Annotated in this window: 21 protein-coding genes, 1 tRNA gene and 1 pseudogene; 10 read left to right on the top strand and 13 right to left on the bottom strand. The window is 62.1% G+C overall.

Annotated elements, in window-relative coordinates; genetic code table 11:
* The first annotated feature begins 37 nt into the window (after positions 1-37).
* Genes B4383_RS14990 through B4383_RS14980 form a run of 3 tightly spaced genes read left to right on the top strand, consistent with a single transcriptional unit; the run spans position 38 to position 1,990 of the window.
* The gene (locus B4383_RS14990; RefSeq protein WP_078291584.1) at positions 38-865 is read left to right on the top strand and encodes a DivIVA domain-containing protein; all 828 of its coding nucleotides are present in this window, start codon (positions 38-40) and stop codon (positions 863-865) included.
* 45 nt (positions 866-910) lie between these two features.
* The gene (locus tag B4383_RS14985) at positions 911-1,372 is read left to right on the top strand and encodes a hypothetical protein (RefSeq protein WP_078291586.1); all 462 of its coding nucleotides are present in this window, start codon (positions 911-913) and stop codon (positions 1,370-1,372) included.
* Positions 1,373-1,387: 15 nt separating this feature from the next.
* A complete protein-coding gene (locus tag B4383_RS14980; protein WP_078291588.1) occupies positions 1,388-1,990 on the top strand; it encodes a M15 family metallopeptidase in 603 nt (200 codons plus the stop codon).
* Positions 1,991-1,998: 8 nt separating this feature from the next.
* Here B4383_RS14980 and B4383_RS14975 read toward each other — a convergent pair.
* Both B4383_RS14975 and B4383_RS14970 read right to left on the bottom strand, forming a co-directional pair.
* Positions 1,999-2,973 (bottom strand): annotated as a pseudogene (locus B4383_RS14975) (MBL fold metallo-hydrolase).
* A 1-nt stretch (position 2,974) separates the two neighbouring features.
* Positions 2,975-3,508: a carboxymuconolactone decarboxylase family protein gene (locus B4383_RS14970; protein WP_286150633.1), complete on the bottom strand. Its 534-nt coding sequence runs from the start codon at positions 3,506-3,508 to the stop codon at positions 2,975-2,977.
* A gap of 195 nt (positions 3,509-3,703) precedes the next feature.
* Between B4383_RS14970 and B4383_RS14965 the strand changes: the two genes are divergently transcribed.
* Together B4383_RS14965 and B4383_RS14960 are read left to right on the top strand one after the other, a co-directional pair.
* The gene (locus B4383_RS14965; RefSeq protein WP_078291652.1) at positions 3,704-4,252 is read left to right on the top strand and encodes a TetR/AcrR family transcriptional regulator; all 549 of its coding nucleotides are present in this window, start codon (positions 3,704-3,706) and stop codon (positions 4,250-4,252) included.
* 97 nt (positions 4,253-4,349) lie between these two features.
* Positions 4,350-4,568, top strand: coding sequence for a hypothetical protein (locus tag B4383_RS14960; protein WP_078291592.1), 219 nt, complete (start codon positions 4,350-4,352; stop codon positions 4,566-4,568).
* On the opposite strand, the gene B4383_RS14955 is transcribed toward B4383_RS14960, so the two are convergent.
* The 8 genes from B4383_RS14955 to B4383_RS14915 form a co-directional block, all read right to left on the bottom strand.
* A complete protein-coding gene (locus tag B4383_RS14955) occupies positions 4,569-5,039 on the bottom strand; it encodes a hypothetical protein (protein ID WP_078291594.1) in 471 nt (156 codons plus the stop codon).
* Positions 5,029-6,171: a hypothetical protein gene (locus B4383_RS14950; RefSeq protein WP_078291596.1), complete on the bottom strand. Its 1,143-nt coding sequence runs from the start codon at positions 6,169-6,171 to the stop codon at positions 5,029-5,031. The genes B4383_RS14955 and B4383_RS14950 overlap by 11 nt, the downstream gene beginning before the upstream one ends.
* Complete coding sequence (locus B4383_RS14945; protein WP_078291599.1) at positions 6,168-6,479, bottom strand: WXG100 family type VII secretion target; 312 nt, start codon at positions 6,477-6,479, stop codon at positions 6,168-6,170. The genes B4383_RS14950 and B4383_RS14945 overlap by 4 nt, the downstream gene beginning before the upstream one ends.
* 237 nt (positions 6,480-6,716) lie before the next feature.
* Complete coding sequence (locus tag B4383_RS14940) at positions 6,717-8,249, bottom strand: SEC-C domain-containing protein (protein ID WP_078291601.1); 1,533 nt, start codon at positions 8,247-8,249, stop codon at positions 6,717-6,719.
* 6 nt (positions 8,250-8,255) lie between these two features.
* A complete protein-coding gene (locus B4383_RS14935; RefSeq protein ID WP_078291603.1) occupies positions 8,256-10,538 on the bottom strand; it encodes a hypothetical protein in 2,283 nt (760 codons plus the stop codon).
* Between the two features lie 158 nt (positions 10,539-10,696).
* Positions 10,697-11,371, bottom strand: a complete 675-nt coding sequence (locus B4383_RS14930; protein ID WP_139360795.1) for a hypothetical protein — start codon at positions 11,369-11,371, stop codon at positions 10,697-10,699.
* Positions 11,304-12,842 carry a hypothetical protein gene (locus tag B4383_RS14925; RefSeq protein WP_078321078.1) on the bottom strand — a complete coding sequence of 513 codons (1,539 nt, stop codon included), beginning with the start codon at positions 12,840-12,842 and terminating at the stop codon, positions 11,304-11,306. The genes B4383_RS14930 and B4383_RS14925 overlap by 68 nt, the downstream gene beginning before the upstream one ends.
* Before the next feature lie 830 nt (positions 12,843-13,672).
* Positions 13,673-13,758: transfer RNA gene (locus tag B4383_RS14915), tRNA-Leu, on the bottom strand.
* Between the two features lie 99 nt (positions 13,759-13,857).
* Here B4383_RS14915 and B4383_RS14910 point away from each other — a divergent pair.
* Both B4383_RS14910 and B4383_RS14905 read left to right on the top strand, forming a co-directional pair.
* The gene (locus tag B4383_RS14910; protein ID WP_078291940.1) at positions 13,858-15,213 is read left to right on the top strand and encodes a M20/M25/M40 family metallo-hydrolase; all 1,356 of its coding nucleotides are present in this window, start codon (positions 13,858-13,860) and stop codon (positions 15,211-15,213) included.
* Positions 15,214-15,239: 26 nt separating this feature from the next.
* Entirely contained in the window at positions 15,240-15,761 is a 522-nt protein-coding gene (locus B4383_RS14905; protein WP_078291943.1) for a YbhB/YbcL family Raf kinase inhibitor-like protein, read from the top strand.
* A gap of 17 nt (positions 15,762-15,778) precedes the next feature.
* Here the strand turns inward: B4383_RS14905 and B4383_RS14900 are convergent, their stop codons facing one another.
* Genes B4383_RS14900 through B4383_RS14890 form a run of 3 tightly spaced genes read right to left on the bottom strand, consistent with a single transcriptional unit; the run spans position 15,779 to position 18,164 of the window.
* Positions 15,779-16,840, bottom strand: coding sequence for a quinone-dependent dihydroorotate dehydrogenase (locus B4383_RS14900; RefSeq protein ID WP_078291945.1), 1,062 nt, complete (start codon positions 16,838-16,840; stop codon positions 15,779-15,781).
* Positions 16,840-17,100, bottom strand: a complete 261-nt coding sequence (locus tag B4383_RS14895) for a DUF5703 family protein (RefSeq protein WP_078291947.1) — start codon at positions 17,098-17,100, stop codon at positions 16,840-16,842. Before B4383_RS14895 ends, B4383_RS14900 begins: the two co-directional genes overlap by 1 nt.
* On the bottom strand, positions 17,097-18,164 hold the full coding sequence (locus tag B4383_RS14890) for a hypothetical protein (RefSeq protein ID WP_078291949.1): 1,068 nt from the start codon (positions 18,162-18,164) through the stop codon (positions 17,097-17,099). The genes B4383_RS14895 and B4383_RS14890 overlap by 4 nt, the downstream gene beginning before the upstream one ends.
* Before the next feature lie 89 nt (positions 18,165-18,253).
* On the opposite strand from B4383_RS14890, the gene B4383_RS14885 reads away from it, so the two are divergent.
* Genes B4383_RS14885 through B4383_RS14875 form a run of 3 tightly spaced genes read left to right on the top strand, consistent with a single transcriptional unit; the run spans position 18,254 to position 20,144 of the window.
* Entirely contained in the window at positions 18,254-18,568 is a 315-nt protein-coding gene (locus tag B4383_RS14885) for a hypothetical protein (RefSeq protein WP_078291951.1), read from the top strand.
* Positions 18,569-18,624: 56 nt separating this feature from the next.
* The gene (locus tag B4383_RS14880) at positions 18,625-19,455 is read left to right on the top strand and encodes an undecaprenyl-diphosphate phosphatase (RefSeq protein ID WP_078291953.1); all 831 of its coding nucleotides are present in this window, start codon (positions 18,625-18,627) and stop codon (positions 19,453-19,455) included.
* Positions 19,452-20,144 (top strand): histidine phosphatase family protein, encoded by a 693-nt coding sequence (locus B4383_RS14875; RefSeq protein ID WP_078291956.1) that lies wholly within the window; start codon positions 19,452-19,454, stop codon positions 20,142-20,144. Before B4383_RS14880 ends, B4383_RS14875 begins: the two co-directional genes overlap by 4 nt.
* Positions 20,145-20,178: the final 34 nt, after the last annotated feature.

Raw genomic sequence — 20,178 nt, 5'->3', positions numbered from 1 at the left:
TACGATTCCAGACGTCGAGACTTGATAGGGGCAGGCAATGCCGCTTACACCAGCTGATGTACATAACGTCGCGTTCAGTAAGCCACCCATCGGTAAGCGCGGATACAACGAGGACGAGGTTGACGCCTTCCTCGACCTGGTGGAGAACGAGCTGGCCCGCCTGATCGAGGAGAACTCGGACCTGCGTCAGCGGGTTCAGGAGTTGGACCAGGAGTTGGTCGAGGCCCGCAAGGGTGGCGGCGCGGCTCCCGTCTACGAGGCTCCCAAGCCCGAGAAGAAGCCCGAGCCCGCTAAGCCCGAGCCCGCACCGGCACCCGTCGTGGCAGCCGCCCCGGCCGCGGCGTCGACCGAGGACCATCACGTCCGCGCGGCCAAGATTCTGGGCCTGGCACAGGACACTGCAGACCGCCTGACCGGGAACGCCAAGTCCGAGTCGGAAAAGTTGTTGTCCGATGCTCGCGCAAATGCGGACCAGATCGTCAGCGAGGCTCGCGCCACCGCCGACAAGACGGTCACCGACGCACGGGCCAAAGCCGAGGCGTTACTCTCGGATGCCCAGACCCGTTCCGAGACCCAGCTGCGCCAGGCGCAGGAGAAGGCCGATGCCCTGCAATCCGATGCCGAGCGCAAGCACTCGGAGATCATGGGCACCATCAACCAGCAGCGCACGGTGCTGGAAGGGCGTCTGGAGCAGTTGCGTACATTCGAGCGCGAGTACCGCACCCGGCTCAAGACCTACCTGGAGTCTCAGCTCGAGGAGCTTGGCCAGCGCGGTTCCGCAGCGCCCGTCGATGCGGGTGCTTCGAATGAAAACGCATCCAAGGAAGCCGGTTTCGGCCAGTTCAACCGTGGGAACAACTACTGATTTAGATCGGTCTATGCTCGCGGCACGTATGAGGAGTGATTCGCGATGCTGATCGTCGCATTGGTGTTGGCCGCTGTCGGTCTGGCGGCTCTGGTGACAGCAGTGGTCACCAGCAATGAAGTTCTTGCCTTCGTGTGTATCGCTGCGGCCGCCATCGGCGTGGTGCTCATGATCGTCGATGCGATTCGGGACCGGCATGCCGGCGCGCTGGAATCCGATGAGGAGTCAGACGCGGACACCGAGGGCGATGACGAGTCCGAGGCGCAGGGTCCCGACGAGTCCTTCGCCGCCTCAGCCGATCATGCCGATGGTGGCTCGGTAACCGATGTGGCGGAAGCTGATTCGACCAAGACATCGGTGATCCCGGCGGTACACGAGGGCTCGGCCCCCGCCGCTGTCAGCCTCAAGGAAGCCGCCACCGCGGCCCACATCCATCCGTCTGCCGAAGAGACCTACGAGCAGTTCGATGTTGACGACGAGGACGAGGACGAGCCACACCGCTCGTGACGGGACCCTTGCCAGATGTCGCGTAGCGCAGTCGTGAGCGTGGCTGTCGTTGCGACGCTTAGCCTGTCGGGATGTCACGCCACGGACCCGGCCGGAAGCGGCCACCCCGATGCGGTGGCCGGCATTGTCCTGGTGACGGCCCAGGCGACTGTCCCCCCGCCGCCGACGCCCAGCACGCTCGGCGAGGAGCCTGACGGGGGTGCGTTGTCTGCTCCGGTCAGCCCATTCGACACCACTTCTCTAGCGGTGATCAGGCTGGACCCTCCGCTGCTCCGCGCGGTCCAGGACGCCGCCAATAGCGCGGCGGTCGACGGTGTGGCACTCGTGATCACGTCCGGCTGGCGTTCGAGGGCATTTCAGCAGCAGCTGCTCGATGATGCGGTACAGACATACGGCAGCCTTGCGGTGGCCCGGCAGTGGGTGGCCACTCCGGATGAATCGCATCATGTGTCGGGCAAGGCCGTCGACATAGGTCCTGACTCGGCCTACGGCTGGATGCTGGCGCACAGCACCCAATTCGGTCTGTGTCAGGTCTTCGCCAACGAGAAGTGGCACTACGAGCTCACCGCGGATGCTGAAGGTCAATGTCCACCGTTGCGTATCAACGCGGCAGGCTAACCAGACTTCTACCTCGGACCGGCTGCGGCCTTGACGAGCTGACCCGAGATGGATTCCAGTGCCTGGGTGAGGTTTTGGAAGGGGATTTCGGGGTCGCGTTCGTGGTAGATCGCCGCGATGATGATCGGCAAAGTGACCGTCGCTTCAGGATATTTCGTGACATCAATGCGGGCTGTCGCGTCTTCGACGGGGGTGCCCTGGTCGTAGAGACGGCTCGCTTGCTCGTGTAAGTCCGACCAGAACGCGATGCCGCGATCGATGGCGGCGTTGATCTCGGCGCCGACCAGCACTGGACCATGGCCGGGCACAACGGTTTTGGCGCCAAAGGTGCGGATACGCTGCAACGCGGCGATCAAATTGGGGATCGAACCCGACCAGACGACCTTCACGATCGCGTGGGTCAGCAAGTCAACGGAGAAAAGCACCTTGTGTTCGGGGAGGAAGGCGATCGCGTCTCCGACGGTGTGGGCCGGACCGAGCTCATGCAACTCGACGTCGAGCTTGCCCACTCGCAGCGCCCTCTCGCCCGAGAACGTGGTGTCCGCGGGCCGGACGCGTACTTCATCGAAGTGGAAGGGCTTGGCGAGTGGGGCCAACACGTGCATGGGTGATGACGGGTCGGCGCTGCCGCCCAGGAGCTCGGCGGTCAGATCGGCGTGCTCCTACACCATGAGCGCACTCGCGGCGTCCGTGGCGATGATCTCGACATCGTTGGCGAATACCTGATTACCGAAGAAGTGGTCGCCGTCGGTGTGCGTGTTGAAGACATATCGCACCGGGGCGGTGGCCGTGTGCTGACCGAACGCATCACGCATCTCCTTTGCGTGCCGCACATCGTAAAGGGTGTCCACGACCAGTGATTCGCCATCGCTGACCACCAGACCCGCGTTGGCCAGCCCGAAGCCCTCGTCGCCGGAGAGGGAAACGTGTGCGCCACCGCCGAGTTGGACGAGTCCCTTGTGGAACGCAGAATCCTGTGTCATGTCAGTTCTGCCCCTCTTCTGAACGCAATGTGTTCGTAGCGGTGGTGAGGATGTCCTGCGTCGCGCCCTCGCCATCGGCGGTGATGCCCAGGGTCTTGAGGAAGAGTGCTGTCATCACGTAATACCCAGTGAGCAGTACGATTTCGGCGATTTCGTTGTCTGGGTAGAACTTCTGGACAGCGTCGGTAACCGTGGGCGGGCCCGTGATCCCGGCAAGGAGTTCGTCGACGAAACCGATGAGCGCGGCGAGGCGCTCATCGCCGAAGGAGTCCGCTCCGGACACCACCGCGTCGATCACCTCGGCCGGCACTCCGACGCGCTGTGCCTCCGGAGCATGGTGGTGTATCTCGTACTTCGCGCGCGTGACCGCACCGACCCGCAGGATGACCAATTCTCTGGTCTCGGGGGACAACCCGCCGTCCCTAAAGGAGAGACCCAGCGTGAGATAGGGCTTGGCGCTGTTCCTCGTCATCACCAGGCCCCGGGTCAGATTGGCGGGGAACAGCTCGAATGCTTCCCGTTGCGCGGGGCTCAAATCGGCCGCCGTCGGCAGAACGACCTTTCCTTGGGCGTCCTGGTGGCAAGAGCACTGCCATAAGAAACGGGTCGTATCTTGTACGTATCGATCGTATCACCACGTAAGATACGAAGCGTGTCTACTGGAGGCGTGAAGGAAAGCGCGGAAGCGGCGCAGGCCGACGGCGGCACACGGCGCCGCGACGAAACGCTGATGTCGGCAATCCGCGACGCAACGTACGCGGAGCTGAAGGAGCACGGATACTCCGGGGTCACTTTTGAGGGTGTGGCCCGTCGTGCCAAGACCAGCAAGCCGGTGCTGTACCGCCGTTACCGATCACGCGCGCACATGGTTGCCGACGCGCTGCCGACGCTGCGATACCCGCCTGCCCGGCTCGCGTCGGCCAGCTCCCTGCGTGAAGACGTATTGGCACTGTTGGGGGCCTTGCTCCGGGAGCTGCAGCGCATCGGGATTGGGAACTATCGCTGCCTATTGGCGGAGGCCGACGACGAGTTGGCCGAAGAAATGACCACGGCAATCGCCGGATGGGTCGACCAAACGGTGCTGCAGGCATTGGCGGAGGCTCGCGAGCGCGGTGAGATCGGCGCGGAAGACATCCCATTGCCTGTTGCGACAAGCATTCTCGCGCTCATGCGCCATGAGTTGTTTTTCGCCCGCAAGCAGTTTGACGACGACAAGCTCGCGGAGCTGTTCGATACCGTTTATCTGCCGTTGATCAATCTCACGTCGCGCGGCGGCTAGAAAGCAGCTTCGCTCGTCTCAGTCGTGTATGTCCGAGGGGGGACTTGTGTCCAAACTGCGTCCAAGCGATCGGGGAGTTCTCATATACCTTGGGACCATGTCTGCACTACTGACGCTGGTCGTGCTTCTCATCCTCGGTGGGGCGATGTACGCGATATACAAGGGGCGCAACGCGTGGGGTGCCGCTCTAGGAGGGCTCGCCACGGGTGATCCTGATTCGTTGAATGCCCGGCTACAGGCGGAGCGTGCAGTTCCGCGTCCCCCGTGGCCTATTGATGAGGATGGCAATCCCGTCAATGAGGACAACCGCCAGTAGCTACAGCTTCCGGTCCGTTGATGCGGTTGGGCAGGTTTTCAGCAGTTCGTCTTTGGCCTTCTTGAACTTCTCGGCGATCTGCTGGTACGCGGCGATCGCTTCGCGTTCTTCGGGTCCTGACGTAGCGGGATTGGCGTACATATCGGCCTGCTTGCGGTACGACTCCCGGTCGGCGTCCACGACCGCCTGGGCTTTGTCCTGGATCGACGGATCCTGAATCTGGTATACGTATTGCTGTTCGCGGTCAACCGATGCCTGGTACTTGTTCAGACGTTCCTGGTCGGCGCCGGAGGCCAGCAGGGCATCCAGTTCTTTTACCGACGTGGCTTTGAAATCGACTAACTCATGGGCGATTTGACAATCCGGTTTGGCCGGCGCGGTGTCGCGGGCCTGATTCCACCAGATACCTCCACCGATGACCAGCAGGGCGACGACGACTATCGCTGGTATCCAGATGCGTTTACCGCCCACTTCGCATCTCCGGGATACCGTGCTGTGGGATGGGAACATTGGTGAACTTGCCATGTTCCAGTTTGATATCGACGGGCGCGGCATTGACTAGCTTGATCTGGTTACCGCTGGTGTCGGGCAGAAACAGCGGGCCGTCTGGGTGGGCAGCGGAGTAGCCCATTATCTGGCCGTATGAGACCGGTTCCCAATTCCGGTACACCGGCATGCTTCCCAGCCCTCCCATGTCGTTTCCACCCGTAATCATGGACGTACGTTTCATGTCGTAGGTGTAGTTCTGCCACTCGGCTTGGTACCACTTACCGTCCACCTGAACCATTTTGGTCTGCCCGGTGAACTCGGTGCCGGACACTCGGAATTGGAACTGATCGCGCATCTGTGCGTAGGGCTCTTCCGCGCCTTCGGCCCAGTTCTTGCCAACCACCAGCGGAGCTGATTTCACGCCCTCGGTGTATTTCGACTGGGGTATTTCTTGTGTGTAGTTCCCTGGAGGTGGAGGAGGTGCATCAGGGGAGGCCATCGGCTTCGTCTTGTCTATCTGCCAATAGCCCGTTCCGTCTAGCCTGCCCGCGGGCGGTGGATCAAATACTTTCCGTGTGGCAGTGCCGTTGTCGTGTGCCAGAGAGGCCACGGAGTCTTCCGAGCCACCGGTACCGGCAACGAGCGCGCGTGCGAATTCCAGATCGGTGGCATTACCGGCTGCAACGATTCGCTCGACTTCTTGCTTGATCTCGTTGTACTTCTTGAATGCCCGATCGATGGCGTCCTTGCCCATCTGACTCATGTCGGCGGGCTTGACCTCATTGGTGTGCAGATCGACATGAACAGCCGGGTAAGCGTCGGCCTTCTCCAGCATCGCCCGAATGTCCTGGGCGTTTTTCGTGGCGCTCTGTGAAGCGCTCTCAGCTCGCGCGGCGAATTCCTTGTCGCTCACCGTGGAATGCTCGAAAGTGGACACCGTGCGTCTGTTGGCGTCGTCGGCCGCTTCTCCGCTCGCGCCTTCCCACTCGGACAGTTTGCGTATCGAATCGGCCTCTTCGGCGGCGTTCGCTGTGCCAGTGGCACGGGTGCGGGCGGCATGTGCGACTTCTTGGTACAGCTGCGGAGCGTTGAGCATCTGCTCCAGCGTGATCACTGGTTGCCCACGATCCTGCCGGTGGCCTTGGCGTCGAGATTGTCAGCCTCTACGAACTCGTTGGCTATCCAACGATAGTTATCCGCGTGCACAGTTAGACGCCTATGGTGAGAGGCCGTTTCCTCCTCCCACTGCTCCAATCGCGCTGCGAGGGCTGAACGGGAAGCGCTCTCCCCGAAGCCTGCCAGCAGATCAGAGACAGCGCCATGGGCCTGATCGTGCTGCTCTTTCAAGGTTTGGGCAATCTGGCTCAGCTTGGCTGCTGACTGGTGCATCTGTTCCGGTGGTATCCGCAGAACACCTGACATATCGGCCTCCCGTCCGATTAGTGACGACCGCCACTTGGTTTGCCAGGAAGCCTAGCACCGCAAGCTTTTACATACCGGGCGCGTAGGGGATAGGCATTAAGCGCCTAAACCTGCCGTCTAGCTGCGACGATTCAATTCACTGCTTTGTGTCCGAGGGGGGAGCTGGCCACTTGCGACACGGGTCGAGACTTTCCAACTGAGTTGTCGACGCGACTTTGTGATTGTGGTGCGGTTGTCTCACCGCGCTTTGCGGCGCCCCGTCAAAAATAGATGCGCTGCCTCGCGTCGAGCGTTAGCACGAGCGCCAAGATACGGCGCGACGCCGGCGAGCACCCCTAGCGTCGCTCCTAGTGCCGCGGGTAATCCGCCAGAGAAGGAACCAATTACGAGGCCGCCCAGCCCAAGACCTCCGGGCGCCGCCATCTGCCACCAGCGGTCCGATATCGACGATCTCTCCAAGCGGTGGGAGGTTGCGTCCAGCTGATGAGCCAACGCCGTTAATGCATCAGCTTGTTCGCCAGGGGTGCGCGCTGTCACCAGCGACGCTCCTACAAGTCGCCGAAGGTCGTCAACGGCTTCCTCGTTTTGAATTACTTTGACGAGGTCGGGGGCCGAGAGGCTTGGGAGCTGGGGCACGTCGGCCCACATGGCGGCCTGAGCGGCTATGTTGCCGGCACTGCGCCCTCGTCGGCTGAGGAGCCGTGCCTCGAACATTGACGCAGATACATAGTCGGAGCCGTAGACGTCGGCTGTGACGAGCCGCTTGGCTGTGCGTTGCACGTAGAAGCTGATTGCGGAGTCTGATACCTGTCTGATCCAAGGGTTGTAGTCGTGTCCGGGGTCATAGGGTTGGAGCATGCGGGTTGTGAATCGCCCGTCATCCGCGCTCAGGGAGTCAGGGTCTATGCGGCTGTAGAGCCAAAATTTGTCGGCGCGTTTGGACAGATCGTCTTTGGCTCGCACGAATAGAGCTTCCCTTGCAGTCGGGCCTTCGAGGATCAGTTGTTCCCGAACCCAGGAGACGAGAGCGGCATCTGCTAAATCGTCGTTGGTGATCTTGATAGATGCGGCACCGCTTAGGGCCATCGCTGGTCCGATCGGCACGGGGATTACTAGCCCTGCACTGAGGAGTTTGCTAAGCTGCAGCTCGTTTTCTGCTGCTCTTCGCAGGTATCTGTTTTGTGGACCCCCCAAAAGCGCCTTGAAGACCCGGTCGGGCATAACCACGTGGTCTGCCAGTAGCAGGGTGCGGCCTAAGAACTTTGCAGGATCGAGCTCTTGATTCCAGAGCATCGACGGTTTCGGAGTTGTCTGAGCGAGAGCGCTTACCGTCCGGATCGATTGCGCTGCCAGAAGAAGAATTCCGTGCTTGATCTCGTCGCTTGGTTCCGAATCATCGATACTGAGTGATGCCAGTCGGCTCAGGACTTCGACCCGAAGTCGTCCCAGATCGGATGGGGACAACACTTGCCCAGCAGATGTGGCAACTTCAATGAGGTGCGCGTCCCAGTTGGTGTATTCGACCGCTCTGGCGGCCAGTTCAGTCTCGGCGATCCTGAAGGGTGCCCCACCTTCGGGGATGGTGATCGCATCGGTGGCCATGTTCGCGGTGGGGCTCAAGAAAACGCTGCCCTCTCGGTCCGGTGGCAGCGGTGCGCCTGGCTGCGAGCTGGGGTGGTGATCGCCATGGCAGCGCTTGTATTTCGCGCCGGATCCACACCAGCACACTTCATTGCGACCCAGCGGGGCCAATAGATCCACGATCGTCACCCTCTCTTATTGATCACTTGGCCGACGGCTCGACTCGATTTCTGCCTCATTAGCGAAATTCTGGGGGTTGTTCCATAGCCTGCGCATCGATTCGAGCTCGTCGTCGTCAAGCGGTCTCTCGCCGAAGTGTGCGAATAAGGTTGTGTCCCAGGGGCGAACCTTGTCATATCGCGGAGTCAGCATCACTGTCACCGTCGTCGCGTCGCTTCGTCGGTCGGGGTCTAGGTGCGTGATCCATTCGTGGTGGCGCAGCATGCCCCACTGTTTGAACGCGTACCTATGCCGGTCGGTGAAGTGGTTGCACACTGCGTATGCCAGATGGAGATCGGTCTCGCCGATTAGATAGCGTCGGAAATCCCAACGGGTGGTGCCGATGTCCACTCGGGGTGCTTTGCTCATGTTGGTTAACAGCAGTCGCCCAACAACGGCGCGCTCGGCTACGTAGAGCTTGTCGAGCAGGTGCAGTACGAATAAGCGGTCTGCCTCGTCGCCGTCCCGTCGGCTTTCCGCAATGTCTTCGAGGATCTGGCGATACATTCGCGCCCCGTATTCGTCTGCTGCGCTTGCCGGTTCAAGTGGCAGTGTCGGTCGTGAGGTGCGAAGCTCGGGGTTGTTGAGGGCGGCCGGGATGCCAGATTGTTCAAAGTCCGGTGGTGTCCGTTCGTCGGCGAGTGCTAACCCGTAGTAATGAGTGGCGTGCTTGCCAGGCGCTACGAGATGCCCGGCGATGCGATGCAGGTAGTCCACGACGGCGGTTGTCGAACGCAGCTGATCGAACAGAAAATCCCATTCTCTCCTCAGGATGGCAACGTATGGGATCGACACCTTTTCTGAATAGGCGGACACGCTGTCTGGGGGCGTGTCGTGGTCGATGATCACCACGCCGACCCACTGAAGCGCATTACCGTCGACGGTGATTGACCGTCCGCGCGCGTTTGTGTGAGCAACGGGTCGGCGCTGAACCGTCCTGACGGATCCGCTTGCCTGCCGTGCTCCTTCCTTGGCCTTTTTGGCGACCCATGCACGCTCCCGATCGTCAGTTGTGGTCGCGTTGGTCCTGGCCTTCACTTGAACGGCCAGCCCGCGATCACCGCAGATGACGGTGCCGTCGCCGACTTCTCTTGTGGCACTGCCACGTTGGACCGTTTCAGGGTCAAAGACGAAATCAGGAAGACCCCATTGGGCCGCTGAGTTACGACTCGCATCCTCGGCCGCCGCACCACGATTTGCGGCCGGATCGAGACCGCCGGCCATTGGGACGATTCGTCCATAGACACCGTCGGGTCGCTGAATCAGCATGATGAGGTCATCCCCTGAACGATAGGTTGCGAGACCAATGTCAGATCCAGCAAGGCCTGCCTCGACGTCAGGGTTATCGTTGGTGTCTACTCGCGCCCACAGGGGATCGTCTTCGGCTGGGATAAGCCGAAAGTGACCATCGTTGAGCGGAGCCCGGAGTCCCAATGAACGCTCGAAGGCCACGATGAGCTCCTCAATCGCCCGTAGGAGTTGGCGGCATTGGACGCTCATGTTGTCGTCGGGACTGTCCGGCCAGGGCTCTGTATTGAGGATGGGATCAATGGCGATATTGGGGGTGAACTGCGGCGAGGTACCCGGAGGCACATGGAACGTGGCGACCAGATGCCAACCGACGAGCATCCCATCGGGGTAGGTCTGCAACTGAGTGACTACCGCTGGTGGATCTACTTCCAAGGCAGGGAGCGCGGACTGCACACAGAAGGCCACTAGGGGGCTGGCTTCCCGTTGTATGGGCGTCGCGAGGCCGAACAGGCGCATCACGACTGCGCCGAATTGTTGATGAGTTGGCTTTATGGCATCAGCCCAGTAGTAGGGCTGGAACTGTTCGATCAATTGGATCTGATCAGGTCGCAGCCCTGACAATGCCCCGGACTCGACGAACGCAAGAAATTCAGATTCTGCACCGAAAAGCGGGAGGTGCTCGACCTGGGGTGAGCCCAATGGGCCCGAGACAATCTTCTCAGTGGCACGCAGTGCTTCGCGTGCGCTCGCCATCAGCGCATCGATGAACGCGCGGGCATGCAGCTCCAAGTCATCGAGCTGGTGACCCTCGTATTCATCAATTAGGACGTCGACACGTCCATTTCCATCGTCATCGACGTGAACGTTGGTTCTGAACAGATCTGGAGTGACCAGATCGTTCCACGTGATCGCCATGCGTTCTGCTGCACGTGTCGCGTCGTCGAATGCTGACCATGCTGACTCGAATTGGGTACTGCGGGCCTCTGGCGCCGCGTCTTCGACATCCATATGTGGTCTCCTACCGCATGCCCCCGACAAGCGCGCACTCGTCTGCGTAACCCGTGTGCAGACTCCCCGGTGAAATTGTCGTGTTAGTTGGGGAACAGCTGTGTTGCGGCGGAAGCTAAGCAGTGGGTATTTCGAGAGCCGGGCTAGGAAAACAGTGCCTACAAGTAGAGAACCCGTTTCAACTTTTGGTGGGTGTCAAACATGAGTCCGTAGGAGCGCTCGGCCGCGATCTGCGTGGCCTTGACTTGCATGTATGCGAATAGTTGCGTCTCAATTTCGTTCATGTTCACGCCGATTGGACTGATCGAGAAGAAAAAGGCCGGACGCCCCCACTGGCTGTCAAATGAGAAGGCCCCGTGGTGTTCGTCGCCGTCGTCCCCGGTCCGGCGGCCAAGTTCACCGACGATATCTAGGACCTGTTGTTGCACCTCACCCGACAAGGACAAGAGGTCGGCGCCGCATCGCAGCCAGCCAGGTTGGCGCAATGAGGCAATCTCGTCAACGAGCTCCAGCATCGCTGGGACAGCGTTGAACGACGGCTTCTTGGGTAATTCGGTCCCTTCATGTTCGTGCCGATCCATCCAAGCATTGAGCTCGAGGCAGTGGTCGTCGACCATGTTGACGGCACCTTCGTCATCAACGTCGACCCAGAGATCTCCTTGGAGGAAAAACATGTACAGGTCGAGCTCGTCAAGTGCCCAGAAGTGAGTGGTGACCGGGCTGTCCGTTCGAACTCTGAGGTAGTGCAAGAACTCTGCTGGTCGATCACAAACGGCGGCGATGGTAGTGAGGTCGTGCAGCGAGGTGATCCACGGTGGTTTGTTCTCGCTCACAATTCCGGCCTGCTGAAGTCGACCGATCGCGGTACCCAGTGGGCCGACATCGTCTAGGAGCGCCGCCACGCAACGAACCTCCCGGATTTGCGACAAATCCAGCCAGCTCTTGTCTGCGAGCCAGATGCCCCGGTTGGTTTCGACGAGACGTTCGATCCGTTTTAGCCTGTTCACAGGCGTCGCCGATGGTCGCGGCGAGATCGCGCGAAAGCCGTGTGACGTCTCCTCGTCGCGACTGTTCGGCCATCGACTTGCCTTTCGTCTCCACGACGAACACAACGTCATCGATGATGAAAAGGCCATCGCCTTCGACTTGCTTGCCGACCGCGGCGGGGTCCGCACACCCGGATCCAAGCTGGCCGATTTCTTCTTCGTTTTCGGGTGCAAAGTACTTGAATGCAGCGTGCGACGGCGGGGCGTCAAGGATCGCCGCAAGCCCGTCAAGCGCGATCTGCTCGCTCATTGCAACGCGAATTTTCTGGTCGTACGAGGTGAAGTCCTTGCCGTTCGAAGTGAGCGCCTTCTCGAAGATCCTCCGCAACGAGTCGCTTCCCACCTCATTTGACGTCGATACAAAGTGGCCGGCGCCGTCGGAAACGAGCGGCGTGCTCAGGAACGGATTCGTCCCGACCAGCATGTCGTAGACACGGTCAGTCGCAGATATCGCTGAGTCGAAGAACTGAGAGAACGAGGTCAACACAGCAAGCGCCGTCTCATCGCCGACACCTGCCAAGGGCGCAACATCGTTCGCGGAAATCGTGGCCCGATCTCCTGGCAGGAACATCAGAGCAACCATCTGCGACATCACTTCCTCCGCTTCGGCCGCTGGTATCTGGTCTGGCGGAACGCCCTGGTTGCGCAACATGATCTCCGCGGTTCCATCCCGGAGCTCAGTCATCCGCTGCGATGACACCTCCCTGATGGCTTCACGAACTGCGACGACCTGCGGGTAGGTGTATCCCAAGTGTTTCTGCATGAGGCTCGCCGCTCGCTCGTTGTCGAGGAGCTGAGCTTCGTGCGCATCCCGAACGCTGCTGTACTGCAAGTTGCGGATGCCCATGACCGTGCCTTGATACTCGGCGGCAAGCATGGATAGAGGATCGCCGTTCAAGGCCGCCTCGGTGAGTTGGCGCGCCTGCGCGAGCCGCATCAAGCGCAATGCGCGCTGATGCAACTCGTTAACTGCCACGTGGGGTCTAGTCCCTTCGCGCGGCAGTGCGCTCGGCTTCCGAGATCCCCGAGAAAGCAGCACGGCGGCCACGATCTCGATGGCAAGTGCGCTGCCACCGGGTGCAGGTTGGGGAACCACACCAAGTTCACGCAGCCGCATCAGCTCAATGACGTCGTACGCGTCGGCGTCTTGCACCAGAGCCGCCATCGCATCAACTTCACGCTGGATCTGTTCGCGCAAAATGGTCCGCACAGCGGCAACTGACTCACAACCGGCGAAAAGGCTTATATCGCCGACCATATCGGCGAGATCGCCTTCTAGACCGTCTTCGAAACTGGCTGGACCGCCGTCTTGCCTGAGGCCAAGTGGATCAACCCGCCGTTGACGATGAGCGCCTTTGCGCCGCTTGTTCTTGCATCGCTTCCGCGCTTGACTCCAATCCCTATGCCCCCGACCGACTGGCGGTACCGTGTAGACGACCAGGTGGCTGAACGCCGTGCGTGAGTCAACTTACTACCGGTATCCGAGACCTCGGGGCGAGACGATCACGAGGGCGCACAAACGAGTATGCGGTTGATCTGGATTCCGCAGAGAGCTGTTTCCACGTTCAGAGATTCACCACGCATTGCCCGGTTTCCGCAGTGCTTCGGCAGATTGTTCGACGGTTCGGATTGCGTGTTCCAGTGGGTCGCGACGCACTACACGGCGTTTCGGAGCGCTTGCTGGCGTTCTTCGTCAGTAAGAATTCCGCCCATAGGTGTGACCTCGCGCATTTCGATCGAATGGCGGTCGACGCCGGTCAGAACGCGGCGCAGCGCGGGAACGTCCTTGTGCTGACGAGGCGTTGCCAGTGTCGGGGTTGGCAAGGCGCGGTTGGCACGTACGTCCGCGCATAGGCGGGTGATGTTAGCGAAAATCATTGGCTGCCAAGCAATTAGGTAGGTTGACTCGAGGTGTCGCCATTGCTGCGAGTGTCCCGATACACCGGGGTCAACGTTCATGGACGAGCGAGAATTAAGATCCCTGAATGTTAAGTCTTTGCGCCGCGCGCAGCCGTTGGCAAAGCACAAAAATCAGCTATAAATTGAGTTCAGAGCTGATTTTTGGAGAACGTCTAGTTCACTGCTTTGTGTCCGAGGGGGGACTTGAACCCCCACGCCCGTTAATAGGGCACTAGCACCTCAAGCTAGCGCGTCTGCCATTCCGCCACTCGGACGAGTGCGGGCACTATGGCCCGTGGTTGCCGTCATAGGCTAGCGGAAACCCTGCACAAGGCCCAAACCGGTTGCCCGCGCCCGGTGTGCAGCCTCCGACGATGGTAGGAAAGGTAGTTGTGACTTCTGAGAATCCGGCGCCCGAGGATGAGGTCGTCGAACTGGTCAGCACGCTGATCCGTTTCGACACCTCAAACACCGGAGAGCTGGAGACCACCAAGGGCGAGGCTGAATGCGCCCGCTGGATCCAGCAGCAGCTGGAAGAGGTCGGATACACCTGTGAGTACGTCGAGGCGGGCGCACCCGGCCGCGGAAACCTCTTCGCGCGCCTGGCCGGGGCCGACAGGGGGCGTGGCGCCCTGCTCGTACACGGCCATCTCGACGTCGTTCCCGCCGAGGCCGCCGACTGGAGCGTGCACCCCTTCTCCGGAGCGGTGACCGACGGCTACGTGTGGGGCCGCGGCGCGGTCGACATGAAGGACATGGTCGGGATGATGGTCGCGATCGCCCGGTGGTTCAAACAATCCGGGACGGTCCCCCCGCGCGATCTGGTCTGGGCATTTGTCTCGGACGAGGAGAACGGTGGCAAGTGGGGCTCTCAGTGGCTCGTAGACAACCGTCCCGACCTGTTCGAGGGTGTCATCGAGGCCATCGGCGAGGTAGGCGGTTTCTCGCTCACCGTGCCGCGCAAGGAAGGCGGAGAGCGGCGTCTGTACCTGCTGGAGACGGCGGAGAAGGGCATCGCATGGATGAAGTTGACCGCCAAGGCGCGGGCCGGCCACGGCTCCATGGTGCATGAGGACAACGCCGTCACGGCAGTCGCCGAAGCCGTGGCCAAACTGGGCCGGCATCGGTTCCCCTTGGTGCTGACCGAAGCGGTGACTCAGTTCCTTGCCGCGGTCGCCGAGGAGACCGGCTACGACTTCGACCCGGACTCACCGGATCTGGAGGGCACCGTCGCCAAGTTGGGATCGATCGGCAAGATCGTCGGTGCGACCCTGCGCGATACCGCGAACCCCACGATGCTCAAGGCCGGGTACAAGGCCAATGTCATACCGGCCACCGCCGAGGCCGTGATCGACTGCCGGGTGCTGCCCGGGCGGCTGGAGGCCTTCGAGCGTGAGGTCGACGAGATCATCGGCCCCGATGTCGAACGCGAATGGGTGCAGTTGCTCCCCGCCTACGAGACAACGTTCGACGGGGACCTTGTCGATGCGATGAACGCCGCGGTGCTGGAATTCGATCCCGAGGCCCGCACCGTGCCGTACATGCTTTCCGGCGGTACCGATGCAAAGGCGTTCGCCCGGTTGGGTATTCGGTGCTTCGGTTTCGCGCCCCTGAAGCTGCCGCCCGAGCTCGACTTCGCCGCACTGTTCCATGGCGTGGACGAGCGCGTGCCCGTCGACGCATTGACGTTCGGTACCAAGGTTCTTCAGCACTTCCTGCTCAACCACTGATCACACCCGACTGAAAGGACGCCCACATGGCCTCTCCCTACGACTCCCTGCCGCAGCTGCCGACCTTCACCCTGACATCTGCCAGTGTCACCGACGGACAGCCGCTCGGCATCGAGCAGGTGAGCGGAATCCTGGGTGCTGGGGGACAGGACGTTTCGCCCGAGCTGAGCTGGTCCGGATTCCCCGAGGAAACGCAGAGCTTCGCCGTCACGGTGTACGACCCCGACGCTCCTACCGGGTCGGGCTTCTGGCACTGGGCGGTGGCGAACCTGCCCGCCACCACGACGCAGCTGCCCGCGGGCGTGGGCAACGGAAGCGGATTGCCGGGGGATGCGATCACATTGGCCAATGACGCGAGCCTCAAGCGGTACATCGGGGCGGCTCCGCCGGCCGGTCACGGTCCGCACCGGTATTACATCGCGGTGCACGCCGTGAGCGTGCCGAAGCTGGAGCTGTCGGAGAGTGCCACCCCTGCGTACCTGGGCTTCAACCTGTTCGGGCATGCGATCGCCCGCGCCGTCATCCACGGCACCTACGAACAGCACTAGCCGCCTTGCGGGGCGGGCTAGGAGGCCGAGCCGATTGCCTCCTGCAGGCTGGTGAACCCGCCGTCACGCAGATGTTGGGCGATACCGTCGTGAATCCGCTTGGCGTAGAAGCCGCCCCGGTAGATGAAACCGGTATAGCCCTGCAGTAGTGAGGCCCCGGCGGTGATCCGTGCCCAGGCGTCATCGGCATCCTCGATGCCGCCGACGCTGATGAGTACCAGGCGGTCTCCCACTCGTCGATATAGCCGTCGCAGCACCTCGAGTGATCGGGCGGCCACCGGTGGACCGGAGATGCCCCCGGCGCCCAGGTCTTCGACATCGGGCGTCTTCAAACCGGCGCGGCTGATGGTGGTGTTGGTGGCGACGATCCCGGCGAGGCCCAGTTCGGCTGCCAGATCTGCGATCTCGTCAATATCGGCATCGGAGAGATCCGGGGCGATCTTCACCAGCACCGGTGCGGTGGTCTCTTCGAGAACTGCGGAGAGGATCTTGCGCAACTCGCCGATGGCTTGAAGGTCGCGTAGCCCAGGGGTGTTGGGGGAGCTCACATTCACCACCAGGAAGTCGGCGGCCGGCCCCACCAAGCGTGCGCTCACCCGGTAGTCGGAGGACGCGAACGCGGCCTCGACGATCTTCGACTTGCCGATGTTGGCGCCGATGGGCACCGTGGACTTTCGTGTCGCCAACCGGGGCGCAAGGGCTGCCGCACCGTGGTTGTTGAAGCCCATCCGGTTGAGCAGGCCGCGGTCGGCCGAGAGCCGGAACAGTCGGGGCTTCGGGTTGCCGGGCTGCGCGATGGCGGTCACCGTGCCCACCTCCGCGTAGCCGAACCCCAGCGGGCCCCACACCTTGAGGCCCTCGCCGTCCTTGTCGAATCCGGCGGCCAAACCCAGCGGGGCGGGGAAGCGCACCCCGAACACCTCGCTGGCCAGGAGGGGGTCGGTCGGGGCGCACAGCCGATTCATCAGCCAGCGCGTCGGCGCGAAGGCGGCCGCGGCGCGCAGGGAAGCGAAGACCAGGGTGTGTGCCCGTTCGGGTGGCACCACAAAAAACAGCCGCAACAGGATGGCGTACAGCATCAGATCACCGGGACGGTAAACGGCCCGCCAACCAGGTTTCCGCGGACTTTCTTGCGGCGCAACAGGACTCGACGGCTTCCGTCGGTATAGACCCGGACCCGGGTCAGCTCCCAGCCGCCGAACTCGGCCTGAATCGAGAGCCGGATCGATGCGGTGATCCTAGTGATTTCCGGAGGAAGCCGCAGTGGGTAGTAGTCGTACTCGTCATCGGGTTCGCTTTCCCAGCCCGACGGAAAGCTACTGCGTGCGGCGCGGCTCACCCGATGCTCCTGATGTCGATTGCCTGTATTCCGTCGCCCGCGCCGGATGCCACGAACAGGGTGGATCCGTCGCTGACCAGTGAATTAGGTTGCCGCACAGTCGCGAATCGGGCCCTTTCCTCGGGGATGCCGGTAGACAAATCGTAGCCAATAACCGTGTTGGACGCCGTCTGCGACACCCAGGTGAGCTTGGTCGAGTACGCCAGTCCGTACGGGGCGGCGGGCACCGGGTAGCGCTGGCGCAGGATGAGCGAGTCGGCCAATCCGAACACCAGCAGGGCGCCGCCGCGGGTGTCGGCTACCAGCAGGCGTCCCTTATCGTCGGCGAGCATCGTGGTCGCCCCCTCGCCGGCTCGAAGGGCATGCGCGGTGCCATCGCCGGCCTCGGTCAGGGTGGTCACCGAACTCTGCGCGCGATCCAGAACGGCGACGGTGTTGCCTTGGTACGCAATGGAATCGATATGAGCGAAACCGTTTGCGTGGGCGGTTATCTGGTTCTGGGCGTCGAGGGTGAAGACGGTGCCGTCGGTGTTTCCCAGCACGACACGGCCGTCTGGGCGACGGGCGATGGCCGAAAACTCGGTGTTTTCGTGGCCCGAGATATCGACCTTGTTCGCGCGCCCCGAGGCGATGTCGACCGTGAAGTAGCCGCCCGTAGTGGACAGGTACACCCTGCCGTGGCCGTCGCCGATGGCGGCGGTCGCCGGCGAGGAGAGCGTCACGGTGTGACGTGGCGTGTCGAGATTGTCGCGCGTGAACAACGTCACTGTTCGGCCGTCGTTGGTCAGAACTGACACTGTGTTGCTCGAGGTGTCGAACAACACTGCGCTGGACCGGCCGGCGAACCGGTGCACCGTTCCCGCTGGTGCCGTCGTGACCGGGGGTGACTGTGCTGCGGAAGCCGGCGTGATGACGGCAGGGGCGGCGGGACTGCCGTCATCGCTGCCCGTTGAGCAGCCCGATACGGCGCCCGAGACCACCGCGATGACGGCTGCTAGTGCGGTGATAGTGCCTCTAATACCGCGCACATCGCGGCCCGGTAAAGGATTCATCGCGTCCATCATCGCAATCGACCTGGGATTGCCGAGCAGGAGATGACTTTCTCGGCGCGTTCGGTGCTAGCAGTCGGTAGCTGGGGGCTATCGTGAGAGCCATGACGCTTGCCGACAGTCCGGTCTTCACCGTCGAGGTCCTCGTGACGGGCGTGCACGCGAATGGATTTGGTGAGGTAGGCGATGGTCGTAGCTTCGCTTTCCGCATCGAGGATTCGTTGCTGCGTGTCGAGATCTACCGGGCCTTCCTCACCGAGCTGGTTCCCGATGGCAGCGATGTGGTGGCCGTGGGAACCCGGCCCATCACTGACATCGATGTCACCGATGAACGCAGCATCGTCGCCGCGGTGCGTGATCTGGTCGCCGACGCGCAGCCGGTGAGCATCAGTCGCCTCGCCCGGCTGCTGGCCGGCTAGGGCGATCCGCCGCCGCGTCCAGTACGGTCGCTGTCGTGGATTCGGCAGTAGCGGCAATGTCCTGGTTGCAAGTGATCGTGCTGGCGGTGGTCCAGGGACTTACCGAATTCCTGCCGATTTCCTCCTCGGGCCATCTGGCCATCGTGTCGCGGGTGTTTTTCGATGAGGATGCGGGCGCGTCCTTTACCGCGGTCTCCCAGTTGGGCACCGAGGCGGCGGTTCTGCTCTATTTCGCCAAAGACATCTGGCGCATCCTTCGTGCGTGGTTCGGGGGACTGTTCGTGAAGGCGCACAGAACTTTTGACTACTGGATGGGCTGGTACGTCATTGTCGGCACCATGCCCATCGGGTTGTTGGGCCTGGCATTCAAGGATCAAATCCGTTCGGGTGCAAGAAATTTGTGGCTCATCTCGGCCTCGCTCATCGTCTTCGCGCTGGTCATCGCCGCCGCTGAGTACTACGGACGGCAGGTGCGTCACACCGAACAGCTCACTATGAAGGACGCTGTGATCGTCGGCAGCGCACAGGCTTTGGCCCTGATCCCCGGTGTGTCCCGGTCTGGCGCCACCATCAGCGCCGGGCTGTTCCTCGGACTGGACCGGCCCGCGTCCGCCCGATTCGGATTTCTTCTGGCAATACCGGCGGTGCTGGCCTCCGGGCTGTTCTCCCTGCCCGATGCGTTCCACCCGGTGACTGAGGGTATGAGTGCGACGGGTCCGCAGCTGCTGGTGGCCACCCTGATCGCCTTCGTCATCGGTTACGCGGCAGTCGCCTGGCTGCTTCGCTTCATCAGCAACCACAGCATGTACTGGTTCGTCGGATACCGCGTGGTTCTGGGGCTGACGGTGATGGGTCTGCTGGCTGCCGGGGTGGTGAGCGCGTCATGACGGTCATCCTGTTACGTCACGGGCGGTCCACCTCGAATGTCGCGCACACCCTCGCCGGCCGCAGCCCAGGTGTCGAGCTCGATGAGAAGGGACAAGTCCAGGCGCGCGGGATCGTTGATCGTCTGGGTGCGGTGACGGTTCGGGCGATCGTCACGTCCCCGCTGCTGCGGTGCGAGCAGACCGTGGCGCCGTTGGCGGCGGAGTTGAACCTGACGCCTGTCGTAGAGGACCGGCTCGCCGAGGTCGACTACGGGCAGTGGACCGGCCGCGCGATTGCCGAGTTGCTCACCGAACCCTTGTGGAAGGTCGTTCAGCAGCAGCCCAGTGCCGCACAGTTCCCGGGTGGTGAGGGGCTTGCGCAGGTCCAGGCGCGGGCGGTCGCGGCGATCCGTGAGCACGACCGGCGGCTATCCGAGGAGCATGGCGGTGACTGCGTCTGGGTGGCATGCACTCACGGAGATGTCATCAAGTCGGTACTTGCCGACGCGCTCGGCACGCACCTGGATGCGTTCCAGCGCATCGTCGCCGATCCGGCCTCGATGAGCGTGGTGCGCTACACCGAGCTGCGTCCCTTTGTCATGCACATGAATCACACCGGCCCCGACTTATCCAGCGCGCTGAGCGCCCGGCCGCCCGAGAAGCCCGCCGGGGCGGCTTCCGATGCCCCTGTGGGCGGCACGACCGATTAGAACCCTTCGCGCGAGGGGGTTCATCGACCGGTAG

It is taken from the genome of Mycobacterium sp. D16R24 (assembly GCF_002013385.1).
GTDB lineage: Bacteria > Actinomycetota > Actinomycetes > Mycobacteriales > Mycobacteriaceae > Mycobacterium.
This window is presented reverse-complemented; position numbering and strand designations above follow the sequence as displayed.